The following is a 24236-nucleotide window of genomic DNA, read 5'->3' as shown; positions in this document are numbered from 1 at the left end:
AAACATGAGAACGAAGATAGTGGCAGGAAACTGGAAGATGAACAAGGACAGGGAAGAGACAGAGGCTTTGTTGGCCGAACTTTCCGCAAAACTGCCCGACACCAAAGCGGAGGTTATCGTAGCCCCCACTTTTGTGAACTTGGAAACGGCCCAACGAAGCTTGGAATCCTCCACCATCAAAGTGGCGGCCCAGAACATGCATTTTGCTGAAAATGGGGCGTACACCGGTGAAATTTCCGCGGATATGCTGTTGAACCTTGATGTGGACACCGTTATTTTGGGTCATTCTGAGCGCCGATCTTACTTTGGCGAAACCGATGAGCTGTTGGCGAAGAAAATGGACACTGCGGTGGCCAAGGGATTGAAGGCCATTTTTTGTTTTGGTGAAGAATTGGAGGACCGGAAATCTGACAACCATTTTTCCGTAGTGGAAAGCCAATTGAAAAACGGATTGTTCCATTTGGAGGCCAGCGCTTGGAAAAACATCGTTTTGGCCTACGAGCCTGTTTGGGCCATAGGTACTGGAGAGACGGCTTCCCCAGAGCAGGCGCAAGAAATGCATGCCTTTATCCGAAAAACCATTGCGGAGGCCTATAATGCTTCTATTGCCGATGAGGTATCCATCCTTTACGGAGGAAGTGTGAAACCGGGCAATGCAGAGGAGATTTTTTCCAAGCCCGATGTAGATGGAGGATTGATCGGGGGAGCTTCCTTGGTGGCGTCGGATTTTGTGGCCATCATCAACGCCATTTGATTGGAAATTATGGGATTGGTATATCTCGAGTATGATTTTACGATAGAACCTGCCCAACCGGCAACGGATATTTTGATTGCCGAACTGGGAGAGGTGGGGTTTGAAAGTTTTGTGGAGAACGAAACCGGACTTTTGGCCTATATTCTAAAATCGGATTGGCGGGAGGATATTTTGGACGGACTTTTTATCCTCCAGCAACCCGGTTTTGAAATTTCATGGATCCAAAAAGAAATCCAACAACAAAACTGGAATGCCGAATGGGAGCGGAATTTCCATCCCATCACCGTTGGGGATAGATGTATGGTGCGTGCTCCGTTCCACCCCGCAGCTGAAGTGGAGTACGATATTGTGATCGAGCCCAAGATGAGTTTTGGAACCGGGCACCATGAAACCACGCATATGATGCTCCAGCATATTCTGGATATGGATGTTCAAGGGAAATCGGTATTGGACATGGGTTGCGGAACCGGGGTTTTGGCCATTTTGGCCAAAAAGAAGGGGGCAGGACCTGTGGATGCCATAGACATTGACGAATGGTGCTATCTAAATACCCAAGAAAATATAGAACGGAATGACTGTGAGAGCATTAAGGCCTTTCAAGGTGATAGCAGTTTGTTGAAGGGAAAAAAATACAATGTGATCTTGGCCAACATCAACCGCAATATTTTAATGGAAGATATTCCTGTTTATGTGGAGTGCCTTACTTCTGGGGGAACACTTTTATTAAGTGGCTTTTATTTGAAGGATTTGGATGCAATTTCCTCAAAATGTGCAGCCTACGGATTACAATTTGAAAAAAATCTGGAAAAGAACAATTGGATTTCAGCAAAATATGTAAATTAGAAAGGCTTTAACTCCAATGATTATGGGCACTAGGGAAAAAGAATCGGAAGACCTGCTTCTCGAGGAAGAGGTTGTAGAGCAGAATGAGATAGTATTGTTCAATGACAATGTGAATACGTTTGACCATGTCATTGAAACCTTGATCAAAGTGTGCGAACACACCCCCGAACAGGCCGAACAATGTTCCTTGATCGTACACTATAATGGTAAATGCACGGTGAAGACTGGGGAGTATTCCTATCTTGAGCCCAAATGTTCCCAATTATTGGAGGCCGGATTGAGCGCTGAAATTGTTTAAAGCGTTTTTTATTTACGCCGTTCATTTTTATCCCAACAAGTTTGTAATACGTGTTTTCCTTTTCAGGGAAAGTTCCTGAAAGAGGTCATATATTTTAATGTGTTTGCCGAACAATGGAATAAAAATCACAAATTCTTTACTTGTGACTTGAGGTAATAATGAGCCAATCACTTTAATTTTACAGATGAAAACCAATGCAGTATCGTAAAACATCGTATCTAGGGAATGGGCGAATTTTTTAAGGCAGAACTAAAGGACCGTTTTCTGGAATATGCATTGGACCGAAAGGATTATTTTGAGATACAGACCCTCTACGATGAATTTCTCCGACCCAATTACAGCTTGCATTTTGTTGAGCGTTTGATAAAGGATATACAGGAGTACGACCCCAATTTACTGGACATTATGAGTGGCAATGGGGTGGAAATATTTTTGTTGGCCTCAACGCCCAGTACCCAGGATTTTTTGGATGATGGGGGATTTATGGACATGTATGTCAAGGAGGAGCAAAGGTGGGATGTTTTTTTGGAGCAATTGCCTACTGCAAAAAAGGAGGTCAAGGAGGAAAAGCAATTGTTCAAGAAGAAATCCCCAGGACTCAAAAAGGAAAAAACATTGCTTTTTGGACTCATAGCAGCGGTAGCCATAAGCTTTTTGTTCACCTTGTTCAGTATTTTAAAAGAGAGTTTGTTTGAGCCCCAATATGTTCCCGCAGATGATTTTGAGCGGGAGATGGAGCGCATTCGCTTGGAATATCTCGAAGAAAACCAACGCTTGCAGTTGGAATTGAAAGAAGCGCGCAGGAACTTGGATTCTTTAAAAGGATAAATCTGTTCTATATATAAAATTATGGTTTGGTAATCATCGAGGCCAATTGTTGCACATGGGACTATTTTCAGTTTAGGAGCAAAATCAATAGCCGTATTTTTACACATATATCAAAAAAATAAAATAGTAAAGCATCATGGGAACCATTCGAATATTATTTCTTCTAACCTTTTTTATGACAACGCTAGGTACCTCTATGTCGTATGGGCAGCTAAAGTTGGATGACCAGGCTGTGTCCGATTTGCAACAAACCAGTCAATATGCCTTTGTGGTCAGTGATGTGAAGCACTTCAAAGTGGTTTTGAATATGTATGATGTATTGGTGGATAATGGGGTCAATGTGACAGATTACGAAGTTATTACCAAAGGTAAGTTTGTAAAGGGGCTTGTAAAGGGTTCCGAGCTTGAAGCTTTGGTGGAGAAGTACATATCAAAACTAAGGATTACGGTATGCAGCGTGGCCATGGCCAAGCACGAAGTAACCAAAGATCAGTTGATTCCTGGAGTGGAACCGGTGCCGGCCGCATCTATTCGTATGTTGCAGTTACAGGCCAAAGGCTACAATACCTTATCGTATTAGGTAGGATTCTTAATAAAATGGTTTGGTCCAGGTCATGTTTCAACCATGGTCCAAATGAAATCGAGTTGTGCGATGTAAACGGCAATCGTATTCAAGGTCCGTGAAGGTCACACGACCAGAAATTCCTTCAAAGACTTGCAATCCGTGCTATGGTCAGGAGCATTTGTTTTGCTGTTGCTTTTGATAGGCCCTTGGGGTCATCTTCGTTTCCTTTTTAAAAGCACTGTAAAAAGCAGAAGATGTGTTGAACCCTGCATCATAGGCTAGATTTTCAATTTTTTCATGGGCAAAATCCATATGGGAGAGTTTGGAGGTGATTTCCCTAATCCTAAAGCTGTTGATAACATCCTTAAAGCTTTTCCCATAAATGGATTTCACCCCATTTGATACCAAGTAAGCAGGGGTATCAATCATTTTGGAGAACTGTGCAATGGAAATCCCTGGTTGCACAAAAGCCCGTTCCACTTCAAGGGCATGTATTATTTTGTCCTTTACCTCTTTTGGGGTGATCACTTTGCGATTTTTGCTTCGGAACATGGGAGTTCTCAATGCCATAAAAAACAGGATGTAGATGATTAGCGAGGCCAATATTATGCCCCATATGTAAAAGGTCCTACTGGAAATGTACAACTGGAGAGAGAATATCAGCCATAATCCAAGAACTCCATAAAACAGGGAATTGTGCCATTTTGATATCCCCTCCTTGGACCATTTGGCAAACACAAAGCGGTACCCCACAACAATAAGATACCCCATTAAAAAGTGCCCTGCCCAAACGTAAAGTCCAAATGCTGGAAAGACCTCATTGGCTGCAAGGATAAAGGCAACGAAGGGAATGATCAAATGTAAAAGGTGCTGCCATTGAAACTTTTTCTCCCCCGTAAGCGTGTATGTAAAGTAGAGGAACAGCAACGGTCCCATAAGAACCGAGCCCAATAGCCCAAATGAAATACCCATTAAGGAAGACCCGTGAAAAACATAGGAGAACAGGGACTTGGAAAGTCGCATTACCAAGGCCAGAAACAAAAGTCCCATGGCAATGTCCCCCCATTTGTTTTCGTTGCGCACTAACATAAAGTAAAGGGCCATCATCAATCCGCTGGAGATGGCTGCCCCGGAAAAAATGGTCAATGCTACTGAAGGCTCCATGTGTTTTGGTTTGGGCCCAAGTTAACCCCTATGCCTTTCGTAATATGTTAAAATTCATATAAATGGATGTCCACTTTTTTGTAAACAGGACAAAAAAACATCAGGCTACATCCATATTTGGACTATTGAGTCAAGTATAACCTTACCTATCATGAAAATAACAAAGACACTGATTTTGACCTATTTTGCCATAATTTCCAATCTAGGTCATGGGCAACAACAGAATGGCCCCCATAGGAGTGAATACTATGCCGTGTTGCCCTTTTGGGAATCACCCTATCAACCTGTAAAGGGAGGGTATCCCATTACCAAAGAGGAGGCCATGCATCGAATCAATCTTAAAGTGGACTATAATACAAACAATCAGGTCATAGCAACCCATGTTCGTATTGGAGAGGAATACAAGGAGTTTGAAGGTCGATTTGGAAACCTGAACATCAATGCACCACACACCAAAATCATCCATTCCCCAGATAAGGAAGTACACCATTTTTTTGACCGTTTTGGGAATCAGATTTCGGTAATGGGGAATGTGTATGCCAAGATTTATGAAAAGGATGGATTGGGGAGAAACCGCTCCCTGACCTTTACCGATGTCCATGGCGAACCAGCAACGGATTGGTTTGGTGTAGTAAGGTATCAATGGTCCCATCAACCCAATGGAAGCCTCATTGAAGAACGTTTGGACAGCAATGGGGAACTCGTTCCTTTGCGGGGGGATTTTCAGTTTTTACGGACCCGTATGACCTTTGATGGGCAAGGTTACTTCGGAACCCTGGAGAATATTGATGCAGAGGGCAATTTGGTCAATACCGATAATGGAGCAGCTTTTTTTAAGTATTACTACGATTCCCAAGGACGTTTTGACCGTTGGGAGGTTTTTGATGCAAACGGAAAACCTACCATTGGGCCTTCCCATACTGCCGGGGAACAGAATGTTTGGGATGGTTATGATTTGCAGGATATTGTATTTTTTGACGAAGAGAAGAATCCAGCGACCCATTGGTCCGGGGCGGAGCGGTGGCATTTTGAAACCGATGGATCTGGAAACGTAACCATATTGGAGTTTCAGGATGGCGATGGAAATCCCAAGAATGCAAACGGTGGATACTCCAAATATGTGGCCGAATGGACCGCTGATGGCAAGCATTTACTTTCCGAGACCTACTTGGATGAAAAAGGATTGAAAGCCGTTCATAAGATTTCGGGAGTACACCGGGTGGAATATGTTAGAAACCCTTCAGGGTTGATTTTGGAAAAACGATATCTGGATAAGGAACAGAACCTGATGAATAGAAAGGATAATGGGGTTGCCCTTGAAAAGAAACGTTATGATGTCAACCATGCTTTAATCACAACCGAATTGTTCGATGTTGATGGAAACCGTATCCAAAATCCATAATGCCGATTGGAAAGCTGCATCTTTGGTGTGAAAAAGAAAAGCCTGTAAACTATGAATTTACAGGCTTTTTTACTGGATTCTTGTATAAATCCGTAGTGACCGCGGCAGGATTCAAACCTGCAACCTTCTGAGCCGTAATCAGATGCGCTATTCAGTTGCGCCACGCGGCCTTTTAACAGGGCTGCAAATATATTTCTTTTTAACTTTACTACAAAACCTCACCTGTCAAAAAAATCTATGGATTTAGCTTCCTACATTCGTGATATAGAAGACTTTCCCAAAGCCGGTGTCATCTTCAAGGACATAACCCCTCTTTTAAGTGATCCAAAAGCACTCAACAAGGCCTGCGATGTGCTTTGCGGTTTTGCAGGCCATATGCATGTTGATAAAGTGGTGGGGGTAGACAGTAGGGGGTTCATCTTCGCACCATTGTTGGCCTCCCGGTTGGGGGCCGGATTCGTTCCGGTAAGAAAATCGGGAAAACTGCCCCATACTACCATTTCGGAGTCCTATGAACTGGAGTACGGCTCGGAAATATTGGAAATCCATACCGATGCCATAAAAAAAGGCGAGAAAGTGTTGGTGCACGATGATGTGTTGGCCACTGGCGGAACGGCCAATGCCGTTTGCAAATTGATTGAAAAATTGGGTGGGGAAGTGGTGCAGTGCAATTTTTTAATAGAACTTACCTTCCTAAATGGCGCCGAAAAACTGAATGGTTATCAGATAGAGGCTCTTTTGCAGTATTAGTCCAAGGCATTTTTGGTAACATAATACCGCCAGCCTATAATGGCCAGTTGCAATTTGGAGGCCTTGGATAGGTCCAATCCTTTTTTGGTATAAGAAGGAAGTACTACCTTGTTTATTTTTGCCAAGATTTTAAAAAGCATGGTGTTGGGTGTTGGTCAAAACAAATATAACCAAGATATTGGGTTGCGGGCAACCGTTGTGGTAAAAGAAAAGGGCCAATTCAATTGGCCCTTTTTTAAAATCCTATTGGTTGGAAGCGATCCAACCGTCAATTTTATCTTCCAATAATGCCAAGGGAACACAGCCGGTTTCCAAAACCTGGTTGTGGAATTGCCCAATATTGAACTTTTCCCCGAGGGCATCTTCGGCTTTTTTGCGAAGCTCCCTGATTTTCAACTGTCCTATTTTGTAGGATAGGGCCTGACCGGGGTTGGCCATATAGCGCTCAATTTCTGAGGTGATACTGGCTTCGGATTCAGCTTCGTTGTCCAAAGAGTATTGAATGGCCTCCTCACGGGTCCATCCTTTGGAGTGTAGGCCGGTATCCACGACCAATCTAACGGCACGGTGCATTTCAGCGCCCAACATCCCAAAATACTGGTAGGGGTCCGTGTACAATCCCAATTCTTTGCCCAATGATTCGGTATAAAGGGCCCAGCCTTCGCCATAGCCGCTGTACCAAAGGGTTTTTCTGAATTCGGGAAGCTCCTTGTTCTCTTGGGTCAACGAAATTTGATAGTGGTGCCCGGGAATGGCCTCATGTAGGAATAGGGATTCATCCGAATAGGTGTTGTAATGGGTCACATCAGGGATGGGTACGTAAAAAATACCGGGTCGGGTGCCATCCAGGGATCCCTGGTTGTATTCGGCACTAGCCGAATTCTCACGAAATGCCTCGGTGCGCCTTACCTCAAAAGGGGTTTTCGGCTTTTTGTCGAACAGTTTTTCAATCTGTGGTTTCATGCGCTCGTGGATCGCATTGAAATTGTCGATGACCTGTTGCGGGTCCGTAAAGGGCATAAGGTCCTTATTGTTTCGAACGTAATCGAAAAATGCTTTCAAATCCCCTTCAAAACCCACTTGTTCCTTTATTTTTTCCATTTCGGAACGTATACGGGCCACTTCGCTCAATCCCAATTCATGGATTTCGGCGGCGGTCATATTGGTGGTCGTGTATTTTTTGATTTGATGGGCATAATAGGCATCCCCATTGGGTTCGCCCTGTATGCCGCTGGATTCTCGGCCAGCCTCAAGATAATCGGTGCTCATAAAATTGTAGAGACTTTCATAGGCGGGAATGACCTTGTTGGTGATCATGTCCTTGTATGCAGTGGTAAGCGATGCCTTTTGTTCCTCGGTAAAGTCCGCAGGCATATTTTTTATGGGTTGGTAGAACAGATGCTTGTCCAAATCCTTTCCGGTTTGGGACTGGAGCTGAGGTAGAACCTTTACGATCAATGACTTTGGGAGAACATGACCTTTTTCCATACCCTCTTTCATTTTGGTTTCCGTGCTGGACAGCCATTCCAGATAACCATCTACCCGTTTCATCCAATTTTCATAATCCTCCACGGTGTTGAAGGGCTGGGCGCTGGAACCGCTCGCCAATTGCCCCACAAATAAATTGGGGGACCACATTTGGTCAATGGGAGTAAGGTCCGCGTTAAAATTGAACTCATCCAGATTAATGTTGCATTCCCATAACAGAATGGCCTTGCTCATCTGCTCACTTTCAGTGAGGCTTTCATCGGGAAATTGGGAGAGTCTTTCCTTGTAGCCTTCATAATACGCTTTGGATTCTTCTTGGTACACATCAGAAAGCATATTGGGGAAGGAGTCGTCGTACCTGTGATCACCGGCCAAAGTGGCCTGTAGGGGGTTCAACTTGAGCCCATCCTCATAATAGTTGTCCAATACGGTGGCAAACTCAGCACTTTTTGAGGGGGTTTCCTCCTTTTTTGGTTCGTTTTTGCAAGAAGCCATGGCAATAAGTGCCACAGCTATAATTGTTATTTTTTTCACTTTTTTTGAGTTGATTTGTTAGAGGTGTAAAATAATCAAATCGATGGCATTTATATGCTAAACTTTTAATAAAAGTGAAATTCCGCATTGATGGGAATGTTTGGCATGTGAACCGATGCCCAAAAAAGCTTTAAATTTTTAATGGGCATCAGATAAAAATGGTTTCAATGATAAGCATGAAGAGCATCACGAAAATTTTGACAATGGTAATCATTATTGGATTGATTTTTAGGTTAAAAAATGATTGTTGGCCGATTACTTTTTTCAATTTAAAATGACAGAAATCATGTCTCCAAACTTTTGAATGAAAATCTATACAATTGCATACAAGATTGTAGGTTTTTAAATGAGATGCTCCTTGGATATTTTGTACTTCCCTTGAGAAAAGTTTCATATTGAAATATGAAATAACAATATGAATTATAAAATGTAATATTTGTAGGGCCATTTTTGGGCCATTCTTAAAAACCTAGGGGGATTTCGTTTAAAAATGGGGTGTTTTGGGCAATTTCATTGAAGAGAAAGTACAGTTTCTTATAGATGGAACAAGGAAATTTGTAGCGGGTCATATTGAATTTGGATAAGCTTTTTGGCCACCCTATTCAACACAATAAATCTTCCCATATCTTTGCCACAAAATCGTACTACTTGGAAAATACACTTTACATAATTATTGGTCTGGTATTGCTTATCGCAGGAGGAAATTGGTTGTTGAAATCTGCGGTTGCCCTTTCGCTCCGTTTGGCCATTCCTAAAATTGTGATAGGGATGACCGTGGTTTCCTTTGCCACTTCGGCCCCGGAACTTATTGTGAGCATAAAAGCGGCATTGGATGGATTCCCTGATTTGGCTTTGGGCAACGTGGTAGGGTCCAATATTGCCAATTTGGGACTGGTGTTGGCCATTACGGTACTTATGGGAAGTATAGATGTGCGGAAAAGTTTTTACACCACGGATTGGCCGGTTATGATGTTGGCCTCCCTGCTGTTTTGCGGTTTCATCTATTTTGATGGGGTCTTACAGCAGTACGAAGGAATTATCCTGGTCTCCTTTTTGTTTATCTTTTTGGTGTATCTGCTCCGGTTTCAAAAAACCGCTGTTGTGGATGAAATGCCAGAAGATGATGAGTATTTGCCCATGTATAAGACCGCATTGTATTTAGGTATAGGGGGCACTGCCCTTTGGGGAGGATCTGAACTTCTTATTGAGGGAGCTGTGGGCATGGCCTCGGCTTTTGGTGTAAGTGACCGTGTTATTGGTATAACGGTGGTTTCTGTGGGAACCAGTATTCCTGAACTCGCAGCCTCGGTAATTGCTGTGTTAAAACAGGAAAAGGCCATTTCCTTGGGGAATTTGATCGGCTCCAATATTTTCAACCTTTTGGCGGTTTTGGGAATTACATCCATAATCACTCCGATCACAGTGGTGGACCAAGGATTGCTTTCCAGTGATATCTTCTGGATGCTGGGAATTTCCCTGTTGATATTGCCCTTAGTGTTTTTTCCAAAGGGATTGCGCTTGGGCTGGCGGGACGGTTTAATACTGTTGGCCTTTTATGTGACCTTCGTATATGTTACCCTAAACTAAAAACCGCCCCTCTTGAGGGGCGGTTTTCAAATCAACAACTAATTTATACACAAACATTGGTGTGTGCTATACGTCGGCAGATTTCACTGTTTTGATGATTCTGGCCGCTACACGGTATGGGTCTGCATTGGAAGCAGGTCTTCTATCTTCCAACCATCCTTTCCATCCTTTCTCAACGGTCAAGATCGGAATACGGATGGAAGCACCCCTATCGGATACACCGTAACTGAAATCTTTGATGGAAGCAGTCTCGTGCTTACCGGTCAAACGCTCATCATTGAACTCACCATACACTTCAATGTGCTCTTTGGTTACAGGTCGGAAGGCCTCACATACTTTTTCATAGGTTTCTTTGGATCCACAAGTTCTCAAAAGTGTATTGGAGAAGTTTGCGTGCATTCCGGAACCGTTCCAATCCCCTTTGATAGGTTTTGGGTGATATTCAATATAGTATCCGTAGCTTTCGGTCAACCTTTGAAGTAGGTAACGGGCCACCCAGATTTCGTCACCGGCTTTTTTGGCGCCTTTGGCGAACAACTGGAACTCCCACTGTCCGGCAGCAACCTCTTGGTTGATACCTTCAAACTGTAGTCCAGCCTCCAAGCATAGGTCGGCATGCTCTTCAACCAAATCCCTGCCCCAAGTGTTTCGTCCACCTACAGAACAGTAGTAAAGACCTTGTGGGCCAGGATAACCACCAACAGGGAAGCCAAGTGGCAATTGCGTGGCCGTATCCATGATAAAGTACTCTTGTTCAAAACCGAACCAAAAATCATCATCTTCATCATCAATGGTGGCTCTGGAGTTGCTCACATGGGCGGTCCCATCTGGATTCATCACCTCGGTCATCACCAAATACCCATTTCTTCTTGCAGGGTCGGGATAGATAGCAACGGGTTTCAACAAACAGTCAGAAGAACCACCCTCGGCTTGCTTGGTGGAGGAACCATCGAAAGACCACATTGGGCAATCTTCCAATTTACCACTAAAATCCTCTTCAATTCGTGTTTTGCTTCTAATGTTGGCTGTTGGCTCATAACCATCCAACCATAAATACTCTAATTTAGATTTGCTCATAATTTTGGTAGTTATATGTTCTCAAATTCACGATTGACAAAAATAGTTTTTTCATTTGATAATATATCTTTTGGAGGGTTAAAATGACTAAAATGGCAATATAATTTTTATTACCCCTGTTTAAACGGGGGTAGCATGAAAAAAAAGTATTTTTAGCCAAATAAATTATTAAATTGTTAATTGTAGCTTTGTAGACTAAACTTTTTGAGAATGCCAAAAATGAGATTTGAGGCTTTACTGGAAAGCCGTAAAAGAGAGCATATAAAGATGGAGGAGACTGGAAAGCGCTCCGATTTGTTTGGTAGAAATGTATTCAATGAAGACAAGATGCTTCAATTTCTGACCAAGGAAGCTTTTGAAAATGTAAAATCGGCCATTTTTCAGGGCAACAAGATAGATAGAAAAATAGCCGACCAGGTAGCGGAGGGCATGAAAGCCTGGGCGTTATCCATGGGGGCCACACATTATACACATTGGTTTCAACCCTTGACCGGGGCCACCGCGGAAAAACATGATGCTTTCTTTGATATCATGTCAGACGGTAAGGCCATGGAAAAGTTTGGCGGTGCACAATTGGTACAGCAGGAACCCGATGCTTCCAGTTTTCCAAGCGGCGGTATACGAAATACTTTTGAGGCAAGAGGTTATACAGCGTGGGATCCCACTTCCCCTGCTTTTATTTACAAGACCACACTTTGTATTCCTACCATTTTTGTAGCGTATACCGGAGAGGCGTTGGACAATAAGGCTCCTTTGTTAAGGGCTTTGTATGCCATAGACCAAGCGGCCACGGATGTTGCGCAGTACTTTGATAAGAATGTGCGTAAAGTGTATGCCACTTTAGGATGGGAACAGGAATACTTTTTGGTGGATAAGGCCTTGGTCCAATCCCGGTTGGATTTGGTAATGGCCGGTAGGACCCTTGTAGGGAGTTTGGCGGCGAAGGGCCAGCAATTGGACGATCATTATTTTGGAGTGATACCTCCAAGAGTGCTCAGCTTTATGAGTGATTTGGAAAAACAATGCACCAAATTGGGCATTCCTGTAAAAACACGGCATAATGAAGTGGCTCCTAACCAGTTTGAGCTCGCCCCTGTTTTTGAAGAAGCCAACCTTTCCGTGGACCATAACCTATTATTGATGGATGTTATGGAAGAGATAGCCGACAGGCATAATTTTAGGGTGCTCTTTCATGAAAAGCCCTTTGAGGGTATCAATGGTTCGGGAAAACACAATAACTGGTCTTTGGCCACAGATACCGGGGTGAACCTGCTCAGTCCTGGGACCACCCCAATGAAGAACCTTCAATTTCTCACCTTTTTTGTCAATACCATAAAAGCTGTGGATACCTATGAAGAATTATTGCGTTCTTCCATAGCATCCGCCAGTAATGACCATAGGCTGGGGGCCAATGAGGCACCCCCCTCGATCCTTTCCATTTTTATAGGAAAGCAACTGAGCGATGTCCTCGACGAATTGGAGGGGGTTTCCAAAGGAAAATTGTCGCCAGAGGAGAAAACGGAGCTCAAGCTCAATGTGGTCGGGAAAATCCCGGAAATCTTATTGGACAATACGGACCGAAACCGAACCTCTCCCTTTGCCTTTACCGGCAATAAGTTTGAAATGAGGGGAGTGGGTTCCAAGACCAATTGTGCCAAGCCCATGACCATTCTCAATACCATTATGGCCAAACAGCTCACCGATTTTAAGAAAGAGGTGGATGCGCTCATTGACAAAAAGAACCTCAAAAAGGACGAAGCTGTTTTCAATGTGCTGCGTGAGTACATCAAAACGTCCAAGCGAATCCGTTTTGAGGGCGACGGCTATGGGGAAGAATGGCAGTTGGAGGCACGTAGGCGAAAGTTGAGCAATAATAAGAACACTCCCCAGGCACTGCAGGTGATCACTTCCAAGGAAAGCGTGGCCCTGTTCAAGGATATGGGAGTCATGAATGAAGTGGAGCTCAAGGCCCACCAAGAAGTGGAACTGGGAGCCTATATATTCCATATTCAAATAGAAGGAAGGGTATTGGGGGAGATGGTCTATAGCCATATTGTCCCGGCCGCCATTCGATATCAAAACACCTTGTTGGAGAACGTTTCCGGTTTGAAGGAAGTCTATGGAGCGGCCCATAAAAAAGTGGCCGAACCCCAATTGAATATCTTGGAGCAGGTAGGGGAGCATATTGTTGAAATCAAGAAATTGACGGATGAGATGACCGAAGCGCGAAAGCGGGCCAATGGGCTTTCCACGGCACAAAAGAAAGCGGAGGCGTATTGCGATAATGTAAAACCCTATTTTGATGCCATCCGTGAACAGTCCGATAAACTGGAAAAACTCATAGCGGACGATTTATGGCCATTTACCAAATACAGCGAATTGTTGTTCGCAAAATAGGAAAGAACGGTTAACGATTAATTCGTGGCTTTCCGTTATTTTTGCCCAAAGCAAAGAAATGTCATCGGAAACCAGTAAAAGATATGCGCAGCGAGGGGTTTCGGCCTCCAAGGAAGATGTGCACAATGCCATCAAGAACATTGATAAAGGTCTCTTTCCCAAAGCCTTCTGTAAAATTGTCCCAGATTATTTGACCGGAAGCGAGGAGCATTGTTTGATCATGCACGCCGATGGTGCAGGTACCAAATCCTCCTTGGCTTATATGTATTGGAAGGAAACCGGTGATATCTCGGTTTGGAAAGGTATTGCACAAGATGCCTTGATCATGAATGTGGACGACCTTATCTGCGTGGGAGCTACGGACAATATTATGCTGTCTTCCACTATAGGAAGGAACAAGAACCTGATTCCCGGGGAGGTCATCTCAGCCATTATCAATGGAACCGAAGAACTCATTGCTGATTTAAAGAAGCATGGAATCACCATACATTCCACAGGTGGTGAAACGGCAGATGTAGGGGATTTGGTGAGGACTATCATTGTGGATTCTACAGTCACTGCCCGAATGGAACGCTCCAAGGTGGTGGACAATGCCAATATCAAGCCCGGGGATGTTATTGTGGGATTGGCTTCTTTTGGAAAGGCCACTTATGAGAATGAATATAACGGTGGAATGGGAAGTAATGGGCTGACCTCGGCCCGCCATGATGTATTTGGAAAATATTTGGCCCAAAAATTTCCCGAAAGTTACGATGCCTCGGTACCGGAGGAATTGGTGTATTCAGGGGAAGTGGAATTGACGGACAAGGTGCCTAATTCCCCTTTGGATGCGGGAAAATTGGTGCTTTCGCCTACCCGAACTTACGCACCGATCATAAAAAAGGTGCTTGAAAAATACAATACCGATCAGGTTCACGGGATGGTACATTGCAGTGGTGGGGCACAGACCAAGATTCTCCACTTTGTGGAGAACCTCCATATCATCAAGGACAACATGTTCGCTGTTCCACCACTATTCAAGTTGATCCAAGAGCAATCCGGTACCGATTGGAAAGAAATGTACCAAGTGTTCAATTGTGGGCACCGTATGGAATTGTATGTGGATGAAAAGATAGCCGGGGACATTGTTTCCATTTCAAGACAGTTTGATGTTGATGCCCAGATAATTGGTAGGGTTGAAGCTTCTGAACAGAAAAAATTGACCATTCAAAGCGCATACGGAAAGTTTGAATATTAGGTATACGATTTAGCCTGATTTCACGTTCTTTTATAAACCTCACGCTATGGAAAGGAAGGAATTTCTTCGAAGTTTGGGGGCAGGTGCCGCATTTGCCCTTACGTTTCCCTGTATACATGGATGCTCCAAGGATGAAGTGGACGGCAATATTGTGGAAGAGCCAACAGGAGTGGATTTTACAGTAGACCTCACATCCCAAGAAGCCCAAGCCCTTGTGGCCAACGGAGGCTTTATCCTGAAAAATTTAGTGGTGATCGCTAAAAACTTAGAAGGCAACTATGTGGCCGCAAGTCAGGTGTGTAGCCACGAATCCTATGATCAAGTACGTTTTGTCAACCAAGATGGAGGGATTTTTTATTGTGATGTCCATGGTTCTCGATTTGCCCAAAATGGGACACCGCTGAACCAAGTGGATAGCAAACCAGCCAAAACCCTGAAAATTTATAATACCGAACTCGAAGGCAGTGTCCTTCGAATTTTTGAATAAGCATCAATTTTTAGCCCAAATCCATGAAACAGTTCCTAGGCATTGTGTTCTTTGTGTTCTTTGGTAGCCTACAGGCCCAAGAATGGCAAAACAGTTTTGATGAGGCGGTGACCTTGGCCAATGCTGAGGACAAACCTATTGTTTTGGTGTTTTCCGGGTCCGATTGGTGCGCACCTTGCATACGTTTAAAGAAACAAATTTTGGAATCCGAGGAGTTTAAGGCCTATGCATCGGAACATTATGTGATGTACAATGCGGATTTCCCCCGGAAGAAAAAAAATGAACTCCCGCAGGCCTTGGAGGAAACCAATACCTCCCTTGCTGAAAAGTACAATCCCAAAGGGCATTTTCCATTGGTTGTGGTTTTGGACAAACATCAATCAGTTTTGGGAAAGACCGGGTTTAATGTGAGGACAATGCCAAAAAAATACATCTCCATTTTGAACGGTTTTATACAATGAGAATGCTTTTGGTCCTTTGCTGCAGCCTATCTTGTCTGCTGTCCATGGGGCAGTTGGACCGAAAGGACATTACCGTGAAAAAAACCATGAAGTTGATGGGGACCCGGTTCGAGATTACCGTAGTGGCTCCCAATGAAGAAATAGGGTATTTGGATATTGATGAGGCTGTTTCGGAAATAGAACGGATTGAAAAAATGATTTCGTCCTGGGACGAAGCCTCGGAAACCTCCCGTATCAATGAAAATGCAGGGATACAACCCGTAAAAGTCAGTCCAGAGCTCTACGGACTTATAGAGCGCTCCAAAAAGATTTCGGAAATAACCGATGGGGCATTTGATATCAGTTATGCCTCTATGGACAAGATTTGGAGGTTTGACGGAACCATGGACACTATCCCATCTGAAATGGAAATCAAAAACTCCATTGCCAAAATAGGATATCAAAAAATTATACTGGACCCAAGTGAACAAACGGTCTTTTTAAAGGAGCCTGGTATGCGCATCAGCTTTGGTGCCATTGGAAAAGGATATGCCGCGGATAGGGCCAAGGAGCTTTTGTCTTCCAAGGGGGTCAAAGGCGGAATTATAAATGCATCCGGTGACCTGACCACTTGGGGTACCAAAGTAACCGGAGAGAAGTGGTTGGTAGGCATTGCCAACCCATTGAGCAAGGAAAAGGTGTTCAGTTGGCTGCCTATTGTGGAATCTTCTGTGGCCACTTCGGGCAACTATGAAAAATTTATAATGTTCAAAGGGAAAAAATATTCCCATATCATTGATCCCAGAACGGGCTATCCCACCACGGGCATCAACAGTGTGTCCATTTTTGCCAAACAGGCTGAGCTTTGCGATGCCTTGGCAACCGCTGTTTTTATCATGGGAAAGGATAGTGGAATCCATATGATCAATCAAATAGATGGTGTGGAAGCGGTAGTAGTGGACTCCGATAATAAAATCCACAAGAGTTCAGGGATTATTTTTGATACGAATCCGTAAATTTAACCATGGCAAAACCCATTCTTTTTGTTCTGATATTGATTTGCTCCAGCTCTTGTGTGGTGGTGCGTGAGTATGACAAAGCTTACATCAATGACGCTGAAATGCAATTGAGTGCCAGACCTTGTGAACGGTTCGAGACCAATTTCCATATTTATCGAGAAGCTTCTTCCGGGGCCAATGGAGGTAAAACGGGAGGGGGCTGTGGTTGTAATTAAAAATGATACGCCAGTGATGTTCCATAACAACCTTACAAAGAAATCAACCATCCTGATTTTTTTTCTGTGTTTTGCCATGGGTTGGTCCCAGCAAGACAATACCGGTTACAAAAGACGCGTATTGGAAACCAGTGAGGTAGACCTGCTGTTCAGTTATTACAATCAAGATGGCAAGCATGCAGCGGTAACTGGGGGAGAGGGTACCGAGGATCTCACGGATGCCACATCGAGTATTGTATTGCGTATGCCCTTGAACGAGGACGATGTGCTAACGGTTGATGTGGGGCTATCGGCCTACACTTCTGCGTCATCCAGTAATGTGAACCCTTTGGATGGCGGGCTCAATGTGACCCCATTCGATGCTTCTTCCGGAGAGTCCCGAAAAGATGTATTGGCCTATATCAAGCCCACATACCAACACAGCTCGGAGGATAGGAATACCCTATGGAGTGCCAATGCCTATTTGTCTTCGGAATACGATTATTTCTCTATTGGTTTTGGCGGTAATTACACCCAATTGTTCAATGAGAAGAACACGGAGTTGAGTTTGGGTGGCACGGTCTTTTTGGATAAATGGAACGCTGTTTACCCCATTGAGCTAAGGCCAGGTTTTTTTGATGATAGGATTACGGGAAATGGGGTCTACATGCCCAACTTCACCGAGTTCGATAAGGAAAATCGAAACTCATATTCACTTTCCTTGAGTTTTTCCCAAATATTGGGCAAAAGAGTGCAAGGGGCCCTTTTTGTGGATTTGGTATCCCAGAACGGGCTGTTGAGTACTCCCTTCCAAAGGGTGTACTTTGGGGATACGGAAGATTTTTTTATTGATGATTTTCAATTGGCGGACGATGTGGAGCGCTTGCCGGACAGTAGATTGAAGGTTCCTTTTGGGGGGCGTCTCAATTACTATGTGAACGATTTTTTGGTATTGCGATCCTACTATCGTCTGTATTGGGATGATTGGGGCATTACCTCGCATACGGCCAATTTGGAACTTCCTTTTAAGCTCACGGATAAGTTTACGCTCTATCCCGCGTATCGATATTACACCCAAACTGCGGCCGATTATTTCCATCCAAAGGAAACGGCCCTCTCCACCTATGAATTTTACACCTCGGATTACGATCTGTCCAAGTACGATGCCCACCAATATGGGGTGGGAATCCAATACAAGGACATCTTTACCAGTGCCAAGGTGCTCAATTTTGGATTGAAGACCATAGACCTGCGTTTCAGCCAGTATGATCGTAGTGATGGCCTCAATGCCTTTATCCTTACTTTGGGGACCACTTTTGTGGGGAACTGAGACAAAGTAGCGAAACACAATCCAACCAAAAATCGTAAATTCGCAACCTTAACGAGGATGGATCTATGCTAGACAAGCTCAACATTGTAAAACAACGTTTTGATGAGGTTTCGGACTTGATCATTCAGCCTGATGTGATTGCCGACCAAAAGCGGTACATCAAGCTGAACAAGGAATACAAGGACCTTAAAGTACTCGCGGATAAACGTGACGAATACGTTAACCTTACCAACAATATTACCGAGGCGGAGGAGATCATTTCGGATGGAAGCGATGCCGAAATGGTGGAAATGGCCAAAATGCAGTTGGAGGAAGCTAAAGGGGCGTTGCCCAAGTTGGAAGATGAAATAAAATTCTTGCTCATTCCCAAAGACCCGGAAGATGCCAAGGACGTGGTCATGGAAATCAGGGCGGGGACCGGAGGTGACGAGGCCAGTATCTTTGCGGGAGACCTGTACCGCATGTATTCCAAATACTGCGAATCCAAAGGATGGCGTACCAATATCATTGACCTTAGTGAAGGAACCAGTGGTGGATATAAGGAAATCCATTTTGAGGTTTCTGGCGAAGATGTATATGGTACTTTAAAGTTTGAGGCCGGAGTGCATAGGGTACAACGGGTGCCACAGACAGAGACCCAAGGTAGGGTACATACCAGTGCCGCAACGGTGATGGTGATTCCAGAGGCCGAGGATTTTGATGTGCAGATAGACCCCAAGGATGTTAGAATCGATTATTTCTGTTCCTCAGGTCCAGGTGGACAGTCGGTGAACACTACCTATTCCGCAGTTCGATTGACGCACATACCCACAGGATTGGTGGCACAGTGCCAGGATGAAAAATCCCAACACAAGAACAAGGATAAGGCTTTTAGGGTACTTCGATCCAGATTGTACGACATGGAACTGGCCAAAAAACAGGCCGAGGATGCCGCTAAAAGGAATTCCCAAGTGAGTAGTGGTGACCGTTCAGCAAAGATCAGAACGTACAATTATCCCCAAGGTCGGGTCACGGACCATAGAATAGGTCTTACGCTGTATGATCTGCAGAACATTATCAATGGGGATATCCAAAAGATCATTGATGAGTTGATGTTGGTGGAAAACACCGAAAAATTAAAAGAAGCTTCAGAAATTTTTTAACCGTTAGCAGTCGGTACAGAAATCCTATCCATGAAAATAGAGCAGTTAGTTTCACAGATCCATCAAAAAAAATCCTTTCTGTGTGTTGGTTTGGACACTGATCTTGAGAAAATCCCCCAACACCTGCTCCAAGAGGAAGACCCTATTTTTGCTTTCAATAAGGCCATCATAGAGGCTACCCATGAATATTGTGTGGCCTACAAGCCCAATATTGCGTTTTACGAAGCTTATGGTATCCAAGGTTGGAAATCCTTGGAAAGGACCATGGACTATTTGAATACAAACCACCCTGAAATTTTCACGATTGCAGATGCCAAGCGGGGAGATATTGGAAATACATCGACCCGATATGCCAAGGCCTTTTTTGAAACCTTGAATTTTGATTCCGTCACCATTGCACCTTATATGGGCCGCGATTCTGTGGAACCCTTTTTGGATTTTGAAGACAAGCATGTCATTTTATTGGCTCTGACATCCAATCAGGGGGCTTTTGATTTTCAGACCAAGAAAATAGGGGGAGAAGAACTCTATAAAGAGGTGTTGAGAACCTCCAAGACGTACAGAAATTCGGAAAGGTTGATGTATGTGGTGGGAGCTACCAAGGCCACCTATCTTGAGGGAATCAGGCAAATAGTACCGGAAAGTTTTTTGTTGGTACCTGGCGTAGGGGCGCAAGGAGGAAGCTTACAGGAAGTCTGCCAATACGGAATGGCCCAAAATGTTGGGCTATTGGTCAACTCTTCCCGGGGAATTCTCTATGCTTCCCAAGGGTTGAATTTCGCAGGTGCTGCTGCGGACAAGGCTAAAGCCATTCAACTGGAAATGGCCGTTGAATTGGGAAAATTGCATCAAGGGTCTTAACGCAAAGCTTCCAATATCTTTTTGATGCCTTGGGCCTTTCTTTTGAAAAACTCGCCAAGGTGGGTGTCCATAGATGAAACATTGGCCGCTTTTTCAAGAAAGTTGTTATATCTGAATTCCAAAATGGAGATGGCTTGATTTCCGCTGGTGATCGGGGTCACTGCCCCAACTTTACAATACTGATTGTTCATACCTCAAGATTTGTTATAACAAAGATACGGTCAAAACGGGCCCGTGGATTATGGGGGTAAGGGGTATACGTCTAAAAATCAGGTACTTTATCTAAAATTTAACATTGAGGGGCGGTTTGTGGGGACTCCTTTACATTTTGTAAGGGATTAATTAACGTACCTTTAGGAGAGTCGTTTCATCGTTCCAACAAATCTAAAATCCAGTGGTATGAAAAAATTGATATTGCCTTTTGTCCTATTGTTTTTTCTCCAAGCCCATACCCAGAACAATGCCACTTGCAATTGTTGTTCGGAGAATCAAAAAGCTTTTGATTTTTGGATTGGGGAATGGATTGTTACCAATTCTACGAATGGTACTCTTGCAGGGGAAAGTAGAATAAGTAGGGAGGAGAATGGATGTGTGATCCGTGAAAATTGGACCAGTGCCACACCAGGGTACACGGGTACCAGTCTTAACTTTTTCAATATAGCTGAGCAGCAATGGGAGCAGTTGTGGGTGGATAATACCGGTGCACACCTAAAATTGAAAGGAAATAGGGTGGGAAACCAGATGATGTTGACTTCCGGCGAGTTTACCAAGGATGATGGCCTAATGTACAGAAATCGAATTACGTGGACTAAAAATGATGATGGCACCGTTCGGCAGCTTTGGGAAGTTTTACAAGGAGAAAAAATAGTCTCAGTAGCATTTGACGGGCTGTATAAAAGGAAATGATACTGTTCGGGGAAGGTGCAACAAAAAAACCGGTGCGAACACCGGTTTTAAACTAACTAACTCAAAAAAATGCTAACTCAGATAATTCTAACTGTTGCAAAATTCCTGTTTAACCCTTGGACTTAGGTTAATTTAACTTTAGGATTTTGTTATAAATATCTAATTTTATTGAGTTTATAACGATAAATTTTTCCTCTTATTGTGTAATTCTGAAAAAATTATGATTAATCTTGAAGAGCGAACACCTTTTTTAACAAATCTGTTGTTCTGGAGGAAATTTTTGTCCGAATTTCCTTCTCTTCCACCGCAATCATAGTATACACTCCAGACAAGGCCTGGTTGGTCGTATAATCCGTTAAATCTGGGTTTACGTTATTGGTAAGGGGCAAATTATTGTACTTGGTAATGATATTGCTCCAAATTTGATCCGCCCCAACTTTTTGAAATGAATTTTCAATGATAGGGTTGAATTTTTGGTATAATTTGGCCTTGGTGGAACCTTCTAGATACTGCGTGGCCGCATTGTCATTTCCCAGTAAAATCTGTTTGGCATCATTAAAGGTGATTCCTTTGACAGCCTCCACAAAAATTGGAGTGGCTTCGCTTACCGCATCTTCTGCGGCTCGGTTGATAATTCGGAGACCCTCATCGGCCAAACTCCCCAAGCCTACATCCCGTAAGGTCTTGTCTACTTTTTGTAACTCCTGGGGCAGCAAGATTTTTACCAGTTCATTTTTAAAGAAACCATTTTCCAGGGCCAGTTTGTTTACCTGTTTTTCAATGCCCATGTTCAGGGCTTCCCGAAGACCTTGGGCAATTTCCGCATTTCCTATTCCCGTGGTCCCTTGCGGCAATTGGTTTACTACTTGTTGCAGTTCGGTACATCCTACAAACTGAAATAGTAGAATGCATAGCAGTACTCTTTTCATGGTGTATTTTTTATAGTTACGGGTGAAAATACGCCTAAACCATAAAAGAACCGTCTTTCTGAACAGATTTTCAAGGAAAGTTGTGGCGTTACGGTAATTGGTTGGAACTGTAAATGGGTGTTGTTGTGCTAAAAATAAAGGAGACCATTAGGCCTCCTTTACTAAAGCAAACTAACTCAAACAACTGAAGCTTAATCCCATCCAAAAACCTGTTCCAAATTGGGGTTCAGGGTAACTTCTGTAGCTGGAATGGGTCTATAGTAATCTTTGGGCTCCGTAAAAGTTCCCCGTTCCGGTGTGGCTATCACATAACCGCTTGAGCCATTGGTAAGATATACGTCCACATCTTCGCCAATGGAACCGGCTCTGTAGTAGATCAAAGTAACGTCCAGACTGTTGGTTTCCCTGTCTTCGGGATTGGGAACAACATCAGAGGCGCCAAGAAGAACGATGTCTTCAATACCATCACCTGTAAGGTCGTATTTACCCAAGCCGGGAAAGTATAGGCCACGAGGTTCCTTTTCCATCAGTTTTCCTGCTTTCCATCGGTTAAGGTCTTCCAATCGCCTTCCTTCCAAAGCGAGTTCCACCCTTCTTTCCCTGCGTATTTCCAAGAGAACGGGGTTGTTTACATTGGGATATCTAGCAGCTTGCACGGGATCGGAAACCACGGACATGGTAAGGGAAGGCATGCCTGCCCTGTTACGCAATTCGTTTATGGTGTCGTCCAAGATACCTTGCGAAATGGAGCCCAATTCGGCCAGTGCCTCGGCATGGGTAAGTAGTACCTCTGCATATCGGAATACCGGTACATCCACATCATTTCTAAAATCTTGGTCCAAACTATTGGTAAAACCTTTGATTTGGTGATAACCCGTAAAGTTTTTGTTCAGCTGTTGTACGTAGTTGGCCGCGCCGGACGAGTAGTTGGTCACATAGATGAGTTCCCAGCCAGGAAAGGCATAGGTCTGGCTCAATCTAGGATCCCTGTCTGTAAATTCTTCCACAAACGTCAAGGTTTCATAGTTGGTTTGGTCGCTCAAAAAGGAACCATCTGCCATCAAGTAGCTTTCCACAAGATCACGGGCAGGTGACATTTCATAATTTCCAAAAACCCCGGACCATGCACCACTATCCTTCACATTGGCCACATTGATGTTGGTAAAGATGACTTCGGGATTTGAGGTAAGGTCCTCACTTGAAAACAAGGTATAGTAATCGGAGTTGGGATTTCCCGTGTTGTAAATGGAGAAATTACCATTATCCATAACCTGCTTTGAAAAACTGGAAGCCATTTGCAAATAGGTATTGGCAGTCCCAGCCAAATTCAATTCGTCATGATATTTTCTGTAAGTTCCTTCATAAAGGGCATTTCTACTGGCATAGGCCAGAACCAACCATTTGTTCACAGCACCTTGGGGTTGGTCTTCCAGGACATGGTCAATGGCAAACTGATAATCCTCGAAAATCTTTTCAATGACAAAATCACGTGAATCACTGGCTTTGTACAAATCCTCGGAATCGGTGGTCAATACCGTATCATACCACGGCACATTGGAATAACGCTTTATTTTTCCCATGTAAAACTGGGCCCTGAAAAAACGGGCCAGCCCATCGTAATGATTTCGAATCTCCTCAGAAACATCTGCTTTGGGTGAGTTCTCAAGGAACAGATTAATGTTACGGAGGTAATCCCAGTCCCAACCTGAGGTAATGGTGTTGGAGTTGGCCTCCGTGGTCATAATGGTCTTGATTTCCCGGTTACCTGTGGTGGCCGAGTTGTCGGTTGCTTCATCCGCATAGTACATTCCAAATCCTGGAAAGCTGTACAGACCGTTTATGTAGATGGACAAATCTTCTTCGGTATTGAAGAAATTGTCAGCAACGATCTCAGTTTCGGGCAAATGCTCCAAAAAGTCGTCATTGCAGGATGATACTAAGGTTAGTACCATCAGAATACTTATGTTGAATACCTTTTTCATGATGAAGGTTTAACGTGTTCGT

At 43.8% G+C, this 24236-nt stretch carries 25 protein-coding genes and 1 tRNA gene; 18 read left to right on the top strand and 8 right to left on the bottom strand.

Going from position 1 to position 24236, the window contains the following annotated elements; all coding sequences use genetic code 11:
• The first annotated feature begins 4 nt into the window (after positions 1-4).
• From tpiA to DN53_RS03740, 5 genes are all read left to right on the top strand, one after another.
• A complete protein-coding gene (tpiA, locus tag DN53_RS03760; protein ID WP_129653058.1) occupies positions 5-754 on the top strand; it encodes a triose-phosphate isomerase in 750 nt (249 codons plus the stop codon).
• A gap of 9 nt (positions 755-763) precedes the next feature.
• Positions 764-1597 (top strand): 50S ribosomal protein L11 methyltransferase, encoded by an 834-nt coding sequence (gene prmA, locus DN53_RS03755; protein WP_129653057.1) that lies wholly within the window; start codon positions 764-766, stop codon positions 1595-1597.
• Between the two features lie 22 nt (positions 1598-1619).
• Positions 1620-1895 (top strand): ATP-dependent Clp protease adaptor ClpS, encoded by a 276-nt coding sequence (locus DN53_RS03750; RefSeq protein ID WP_116218345.1) that lies wholly within the window; start codon positions 1620-1622, stop codon positions 1893-1895.
• A 225-nt stretch (positions 1896-2120) separates the two neighbouring features.
• On the top strand, positions 2121-2723 hold the full coding sequence (locus DN53_RS03745; RefSeq protein WP_129653056.1) for a hypothetical protein: 603 nt from the start codon (positions 2121-2123) through the stop codon (positions 2721-2723).
• 175 nt (positions 2724-2898) lie between these two features.
• The gene (locus DN53_RS03740) at positions 2899-3303 is read left to right on the top strand and encodes a DsrE family protein (protein WP_165357253.1); all 405 of its coding nucleotides are present in this window, start codon (positions 2899-2901) and stop codon (positions 3301-3303) included.
• Positions 3304-3456: 153 nt separating this feature from the next.
• Here the strand turns inward: DN53_RS03740 and DN53_RS03735 are convergent, their stop codons facing one another.
• Positions 3457-4452: a helix-turn-helix domain-containing protein gene (locus DN53_RS03735; RefSeq protein ID WP_129653054.1), complete on the bottom strand. Its 996-nt coding sequence runs from the start codon at positions 4450-4452 to the stop codon at positions 3457-3459.
• 151 nt (positions 4453-4603) lie between these two features.
• Between DN53_RS03735 and DN53_RS03730 the strand changes: the two genes are divergently transcribed.
• The gene (locus DN53_RS03730) at positions 4604-5854 is read left to right on the top strand and encodes a hypothetical protein (RefSeq protein WP_129653053.1); all 1251 of its coding nucleotides are present in this window, start codon (positions 4604-4606) and stop codon (positions 5852-5854) included.
• Positions 5855-5950: 96 nt separating this feature from the next.
• On the opposite strand, the gene DN53_RS03725 is transcribed toward DN53_RS03730, so the two are convergent.
• Positions 5951-6024, bottom strand: a tRNA-Arg gene (locus DN53_RS03725).
• Between the two features lie 67 nt (positions 6025-6091).
• Between DN53_RS03725 and DN53_RS03720 the strand changes: the two genes are divergently transcribed.
• Positions 6092-6604 carry an adenine phosphoribosyltransferase gene (locus DN53_RS03720; RefSeq protein ID WP_129653052.1) on the top strand — a complete coding sequence of 171 codons (513 nt, stop codon included), beginning with the start codon at positions 6092-6094 and terminating at the stop codon, positions 6602-6604.
• On the opposite strand, the gene DN53_RS03715 is transcribed toward DN53_RS03720, so the two are convergent.
• Both DN53_RS03715 and DN53_RS03710 read right to left on the bottom strand, forming a co-directional pair.
• Positions 6601-6744 (bottom strand): SsrA-binding protein, encoded by a 144-nt coding sequence (locus DN53_RS03715; protein WP_129653051.1) that lies wholly within the window; start codon positions 6742-6744, stop codon positions 6601-6603. The genes DN53_RS03720 and DN53_RS03715 overlap by 4 nt on opposite strands.
• 103 nt (positions 6745-6847) lie before the next feature.
• Complete coding sequence (locus DN53_RS03710; protein WP_417935912.1) at positions 6848-8626, bottom strand: DUF885 domain-containing protein; 1779 nt, start codon at positions 8624-8626, stop codon at positions 6848-6850.
• Positions 8627-9274: 648 nt separating this feature from the next.
• Here DN53_RS03710 and DN53_RS03705 point away from each other — a divergent pair.
• Positions 9275-10213: a calcium/sodium antiporter gene (locus tag DN53_RS03705; RefSeq protein ID WP_129653050.1), complete on the top strand. Its 939-nt coding sequence runs from the start codon at positions 9275-9277 to the stop codon at positions 10211-10213.
• Between the two features lie 66 nt (positions 10214-10279).
• On the opposite strand, the gene DN53_RS03700 is transcribed toward DN53_RS03705, so the two are convergent.
• A complete protein-coding gene (locus tag DN53_RS03700; protein ID WP_129653049.1) occupies positions 10280-11290 on the bottom strand; it encodes a glutamine synthetase beta-grasp domain-containing protein in 1011 nt (336 codons plus the stop codon).
• Positions 11291-11500: 210 nt separating this feature from the next.
• Between DN53_RS03700 and DN53_RS03695 the strand changes: the two genes are divergently transcribed.
• From DN53_RS03695 to pyrF, 9 genes are all read left to right on the top strand, one after another.
• Positions 11501-13687, top strand: a complete 2187-nt coding sequence (locus DN53_RS03695; RefSeq protein WP_129653048.1) for a glutamine synthetase III family protein — start codon at positions 11501-11503, stop codon at positions 13685-13687.
• Positions 13688-13745: 58 nt separating this feature from the next.
• Positions 13746-14924 (top strand): AIR synthase related protein, encoded by a 1179-nt coding sequence (locus DN53_RS03690; protein WP_129653047.1) that lies wholly within the window; start codon positions 13746-13748, stop codon positions 14922-14924.
• Between the two features lie 46 nt (positions 14925-14970).
• Positions 14971-15411 (top strand): QcrA and Rieske domain-containing protein, encoded by a 441-nt coding sequence (locus DN53_RS03685; protein WP_129653046.1) that lies wholly within the window; start codon positions 14971-14973, stop codon positions 15409-15411.
• A gap of 23 nt (positions 15412-15434) precedes the next feature.
• Positions 15435-15872: a thioredoxin family protein gene (locus DN53_RS03680; protein ID WP_129653045.1), complete on the top strand. Its 438-nt coding sequence runs from the start codon at positions 15435-15437 to the stop codon at positions 15870-15872.
• Positions 15869-16867: an FAD:protein FMN transferase gene (locus tag DN53_RS03675; protein WP_129653044.1), complete on the top strand. Its 999-nt coding sequence runs from the start codon at positions 15869-15871 to the stop codon at positions 16865-16867. Before DN53_RS03680 ends, DN53_RS03675 begins: the two co-directional genes overlap by 4 nt.
• Positions 16868-16875: 8 nt before the next feature.
• Complete coding sequence (locus DN53_RS03670; protein ID WP_116218332.1) at positions 16876-17085, top strand: DUF4266 domain-containing protein; 210 nt, start codon at positions 16876-16878, stop codon at positions 17083-17085.
• A 76-nt stretch (positions 17086-17161) separates the two neighbouring features.
• Positions 17162-18394, top strand: coding sequence for a DUF3570 domain-containing protein (locus tag DN53_RS03665; protein WP_242502072.1), 1233 nt, complete (start codon positions 17162-17164; stop codon positions 18392-18394).
• A 65-nt stretch (positions 18395-18459) separates the two neighbouring features.
• Positions 18460-19536, top strand: coding sequence for a peptide chain release factor 1 (gene prfA / locus DN53_RS03660; RefSeq protein WP_129653043.1), 1077 nt, complete (start codon positions 18460-18462; stop codon positions 19534-19536).
• Between the two features lie 30 nt (positions 19537-19566).
• On the top strand, positions 19567-20397 hold the full coding sequence (gene pyrF, locus DN53_RS03655; protein ID WP_129653042.1) for an orotidine-5'-phosphate decarboxylase: 831 nt from the start codon (positions 19567-19569) through the stop codon (positions 20395-20397).
• Here pyrF and DN53_RS03650 read toward each other — a convergent pair.
• Complete coding sequence (locus DN53_RS03650; RefSeq protein ID WP_129653041.1) at positions 20394-20588, bottom strand: hypothetical protein; 195 nt, start codon at positions 20586-20588, stop codon at positions 20394-20396. The two genes, pyrF and DN53_RS03650, sit on opposite strands and share 4 nt — an antisense overlap.
• Positions 20589-20796: 208 nt before the next feature.
• Between DN53_RS03650 and DN53_RS03645 the strand changes: the two genes are divergently transcribed.
• Complete coding sequence (locus tag DN53_RS03645; RefSeq protein WP_129653040.1) at positions 20797-21303, top strand: hypothetical protein; 507 nt, start codon at positions 20797-20799, stop codon at positions 21301-21303.
• 224 nt (positions 21304-21527) lie between these two features.
• On the opposite strand, the gene DN53_RS03640 is transcribed toward DN53_RS03645, so the two are convergent.
• Complete coding sequence (locus tag DN53_RS03640; protein ID WP_129653039.1) at positions 21528-22232, bottom strand: DUF4197 domain-containing protein; 705 nt, start codon at positions 22230-22232, stop codon at positions 21528-21530.
• A gap of 191 nt (positions 22233-22423) precedes the next feature.
• On the bottom strand, positions 22424-24214 hold the full coding sequence (locus tag DN53_RS03635; protein WP_207211067.1) for a RagB/SusD family nutrient uptake outer membrane protein: 1791 nt from the start codon (positions 24212-24214) through the stop codon (positions 22424-22426).
• Between the last annotated feature and the right edge of the window lie 22 nt (positions 24215-24236).

Source organism: Flagellimonas olearia (assembly GCF_004150225.1).
GTDB classification, from domain to species: Bacteria; Bacteroidota; Bacteroidia; order Flavobacteriales; family Flavobacteriaceae; genus Flagellimonas; species Flagellimonas olearia.
Note: the sequence above shows the minus strand (reverse complement) of the source record. Positions and strands in the feature narration are given on the sequence as shown.

Coding starts and splice junctions, on each gene's coding strand:
- tpiA (WP_129653058.1), top strand. CDS start 5: ATGAGAACGAAGATAGTGGCAGGAAACTGGAAGATGAACAAGGACAGG.
- prmA (WP_129653057.1), top strand. CDS start 764: ATGGGATTGGTATATCTCGAGTATGATTTTACGATAGAACCTGCCCAA.
- DN53_RS03750 (WP_116218345.1), top strand. CDS start 1,620: ATGGGCACTAGGGAAAAAGAATCGGAAGACCTGCTTCTCGAGGAAGAG.
- DN53_RS03745 (WP_129653056.1), top strand. CDS start 2,121: ATGGGCGAATTTTTTAAGGCAGAACTAAAGGACCGTTTTCTGGAATAT.
- DN53_RS03740 (WP_165357253.1), top strand. CDS start 2,899: ATGACAACGCTAGGTACCTCTATGTCGTATGGGCAGCTAAAGTTGGAT.
- DN53_RS03735 (WP_129653054.1), bottom strand. CDS start 4,452: ATGGAGCCTTCAGTAGCATTGACCATTTTTTCCGGGGCAGCCATCTCC.
- DN53_RS03730 (WP_129653053.1), top strand. CDS start 4,604: ATGAAAATAACAAAGACACTGATTTTGACCTATTTTGCCATAATTTCC.
- DN53_RS03720 (WP_129653052.1), top strand. CDS start 6,092: ATGGATTTAGCTTCCTACATTCGTGATATAGAAGACTTTCCCAAAGCC.
- DN53_RS03715 (WP_129653051.1), bottom strand. CDS start 6,744: ATGCTTTTTAAAATCTTGGCAAAAATAAACAAGGTAGTACTTCCTTCT.
- DN53_RS03700 (WP_129653049.1), bottom strand. CDS start 11,290: ATGAGCAAATCTAAATTAGAGTATTTATGGTTGGATGGTTATGAGCCA.
- DN53_RS03695 (WP_129653048.1), top strand. CDS start 11,501: ATGCCAAAAATGAGATTTGAGGCTTTACTGGAAAGCCGTAAAAGAGAG.
- DN53_RS03690 (WP_129653047.1), top strand. CDS start 13,746: ATGTCATCGGAAACCAGTAAAAGATATGCGCAGCGAGGGGTTTCGGCC.
- DN53_RS03685 (WP_129653046.1), top strand. CDS start 14,971: ATGGAAAGGAAGGAATTTCTTCGAAGTTTGGGGGCAGGTGCCGCATTT.
- DN53_RS03680 (WP_129653045.1), top strand. CDS start 15,435: ATGAAACAGTTCCTAGGCATTGTGTTCTTTGTGTTCTTTGGTAGCCTA.
- DN53_RS03675 (WP_129653044.1), top strand. CDS start 15,869: ATGAGAATGCTTTTGGTCCTTTGCTGCAGCCTATCTTGTCTGCTGTCC.
- DN53_RS03670 (WP_116218332.1), top strand. CDS start 16,876: ATGGCAAAACCCATTCTTTTTGTTCTGATATTGATTTGCTCCAGCTCT.
- DN53_RS03665 (WP_242502072.1), top strand. CDS start 17,162: ATGGGTTGGTCCCAGCAAGACAATACCGGTTACAAAAGACGCGTATTG.
- prfA (WP_129653043.1), top strand. CDS start 18,460: ATGCTAGACAAGCTCAACATTGTAAAACAACGTTTTGATGAGGTTTCG.
- pyrF (WP_129653042.1), top strand. CDS start 19,567: ATGAAAATAGAGCAGTTAGTTTCACAGATCCATCAAAAAAAATCCTTT.
- DN53_RS03650 (WP_129653041.1), bottom strand. CDS start 20,588: ATGAACAATCAGTATTGTAAAGTTGGGGCAGTGACCCCGATCACCAGC.
- DN53_RS03645 (WP_129653040.1), top strand. CDS start 20,797: ATGAAAAAATTGATATTGCCTTTTGTCCTATTGTTTTTTCTCCAAGCC.
- DN53_RS03640 (WP_129653039.1), bottom strand. CDS start 22,232: ATGAAAAGAGTACTGCTATGCATTCTACTATTTCAGTTTGTAGGATGT.
- DN53_RS03635 (WP_207211067.1), bottom strand. CDS start 24,214: ATGAAAAAGGTATTCAACATAAGTATTCTGATGGTACTAACCTTAGTA.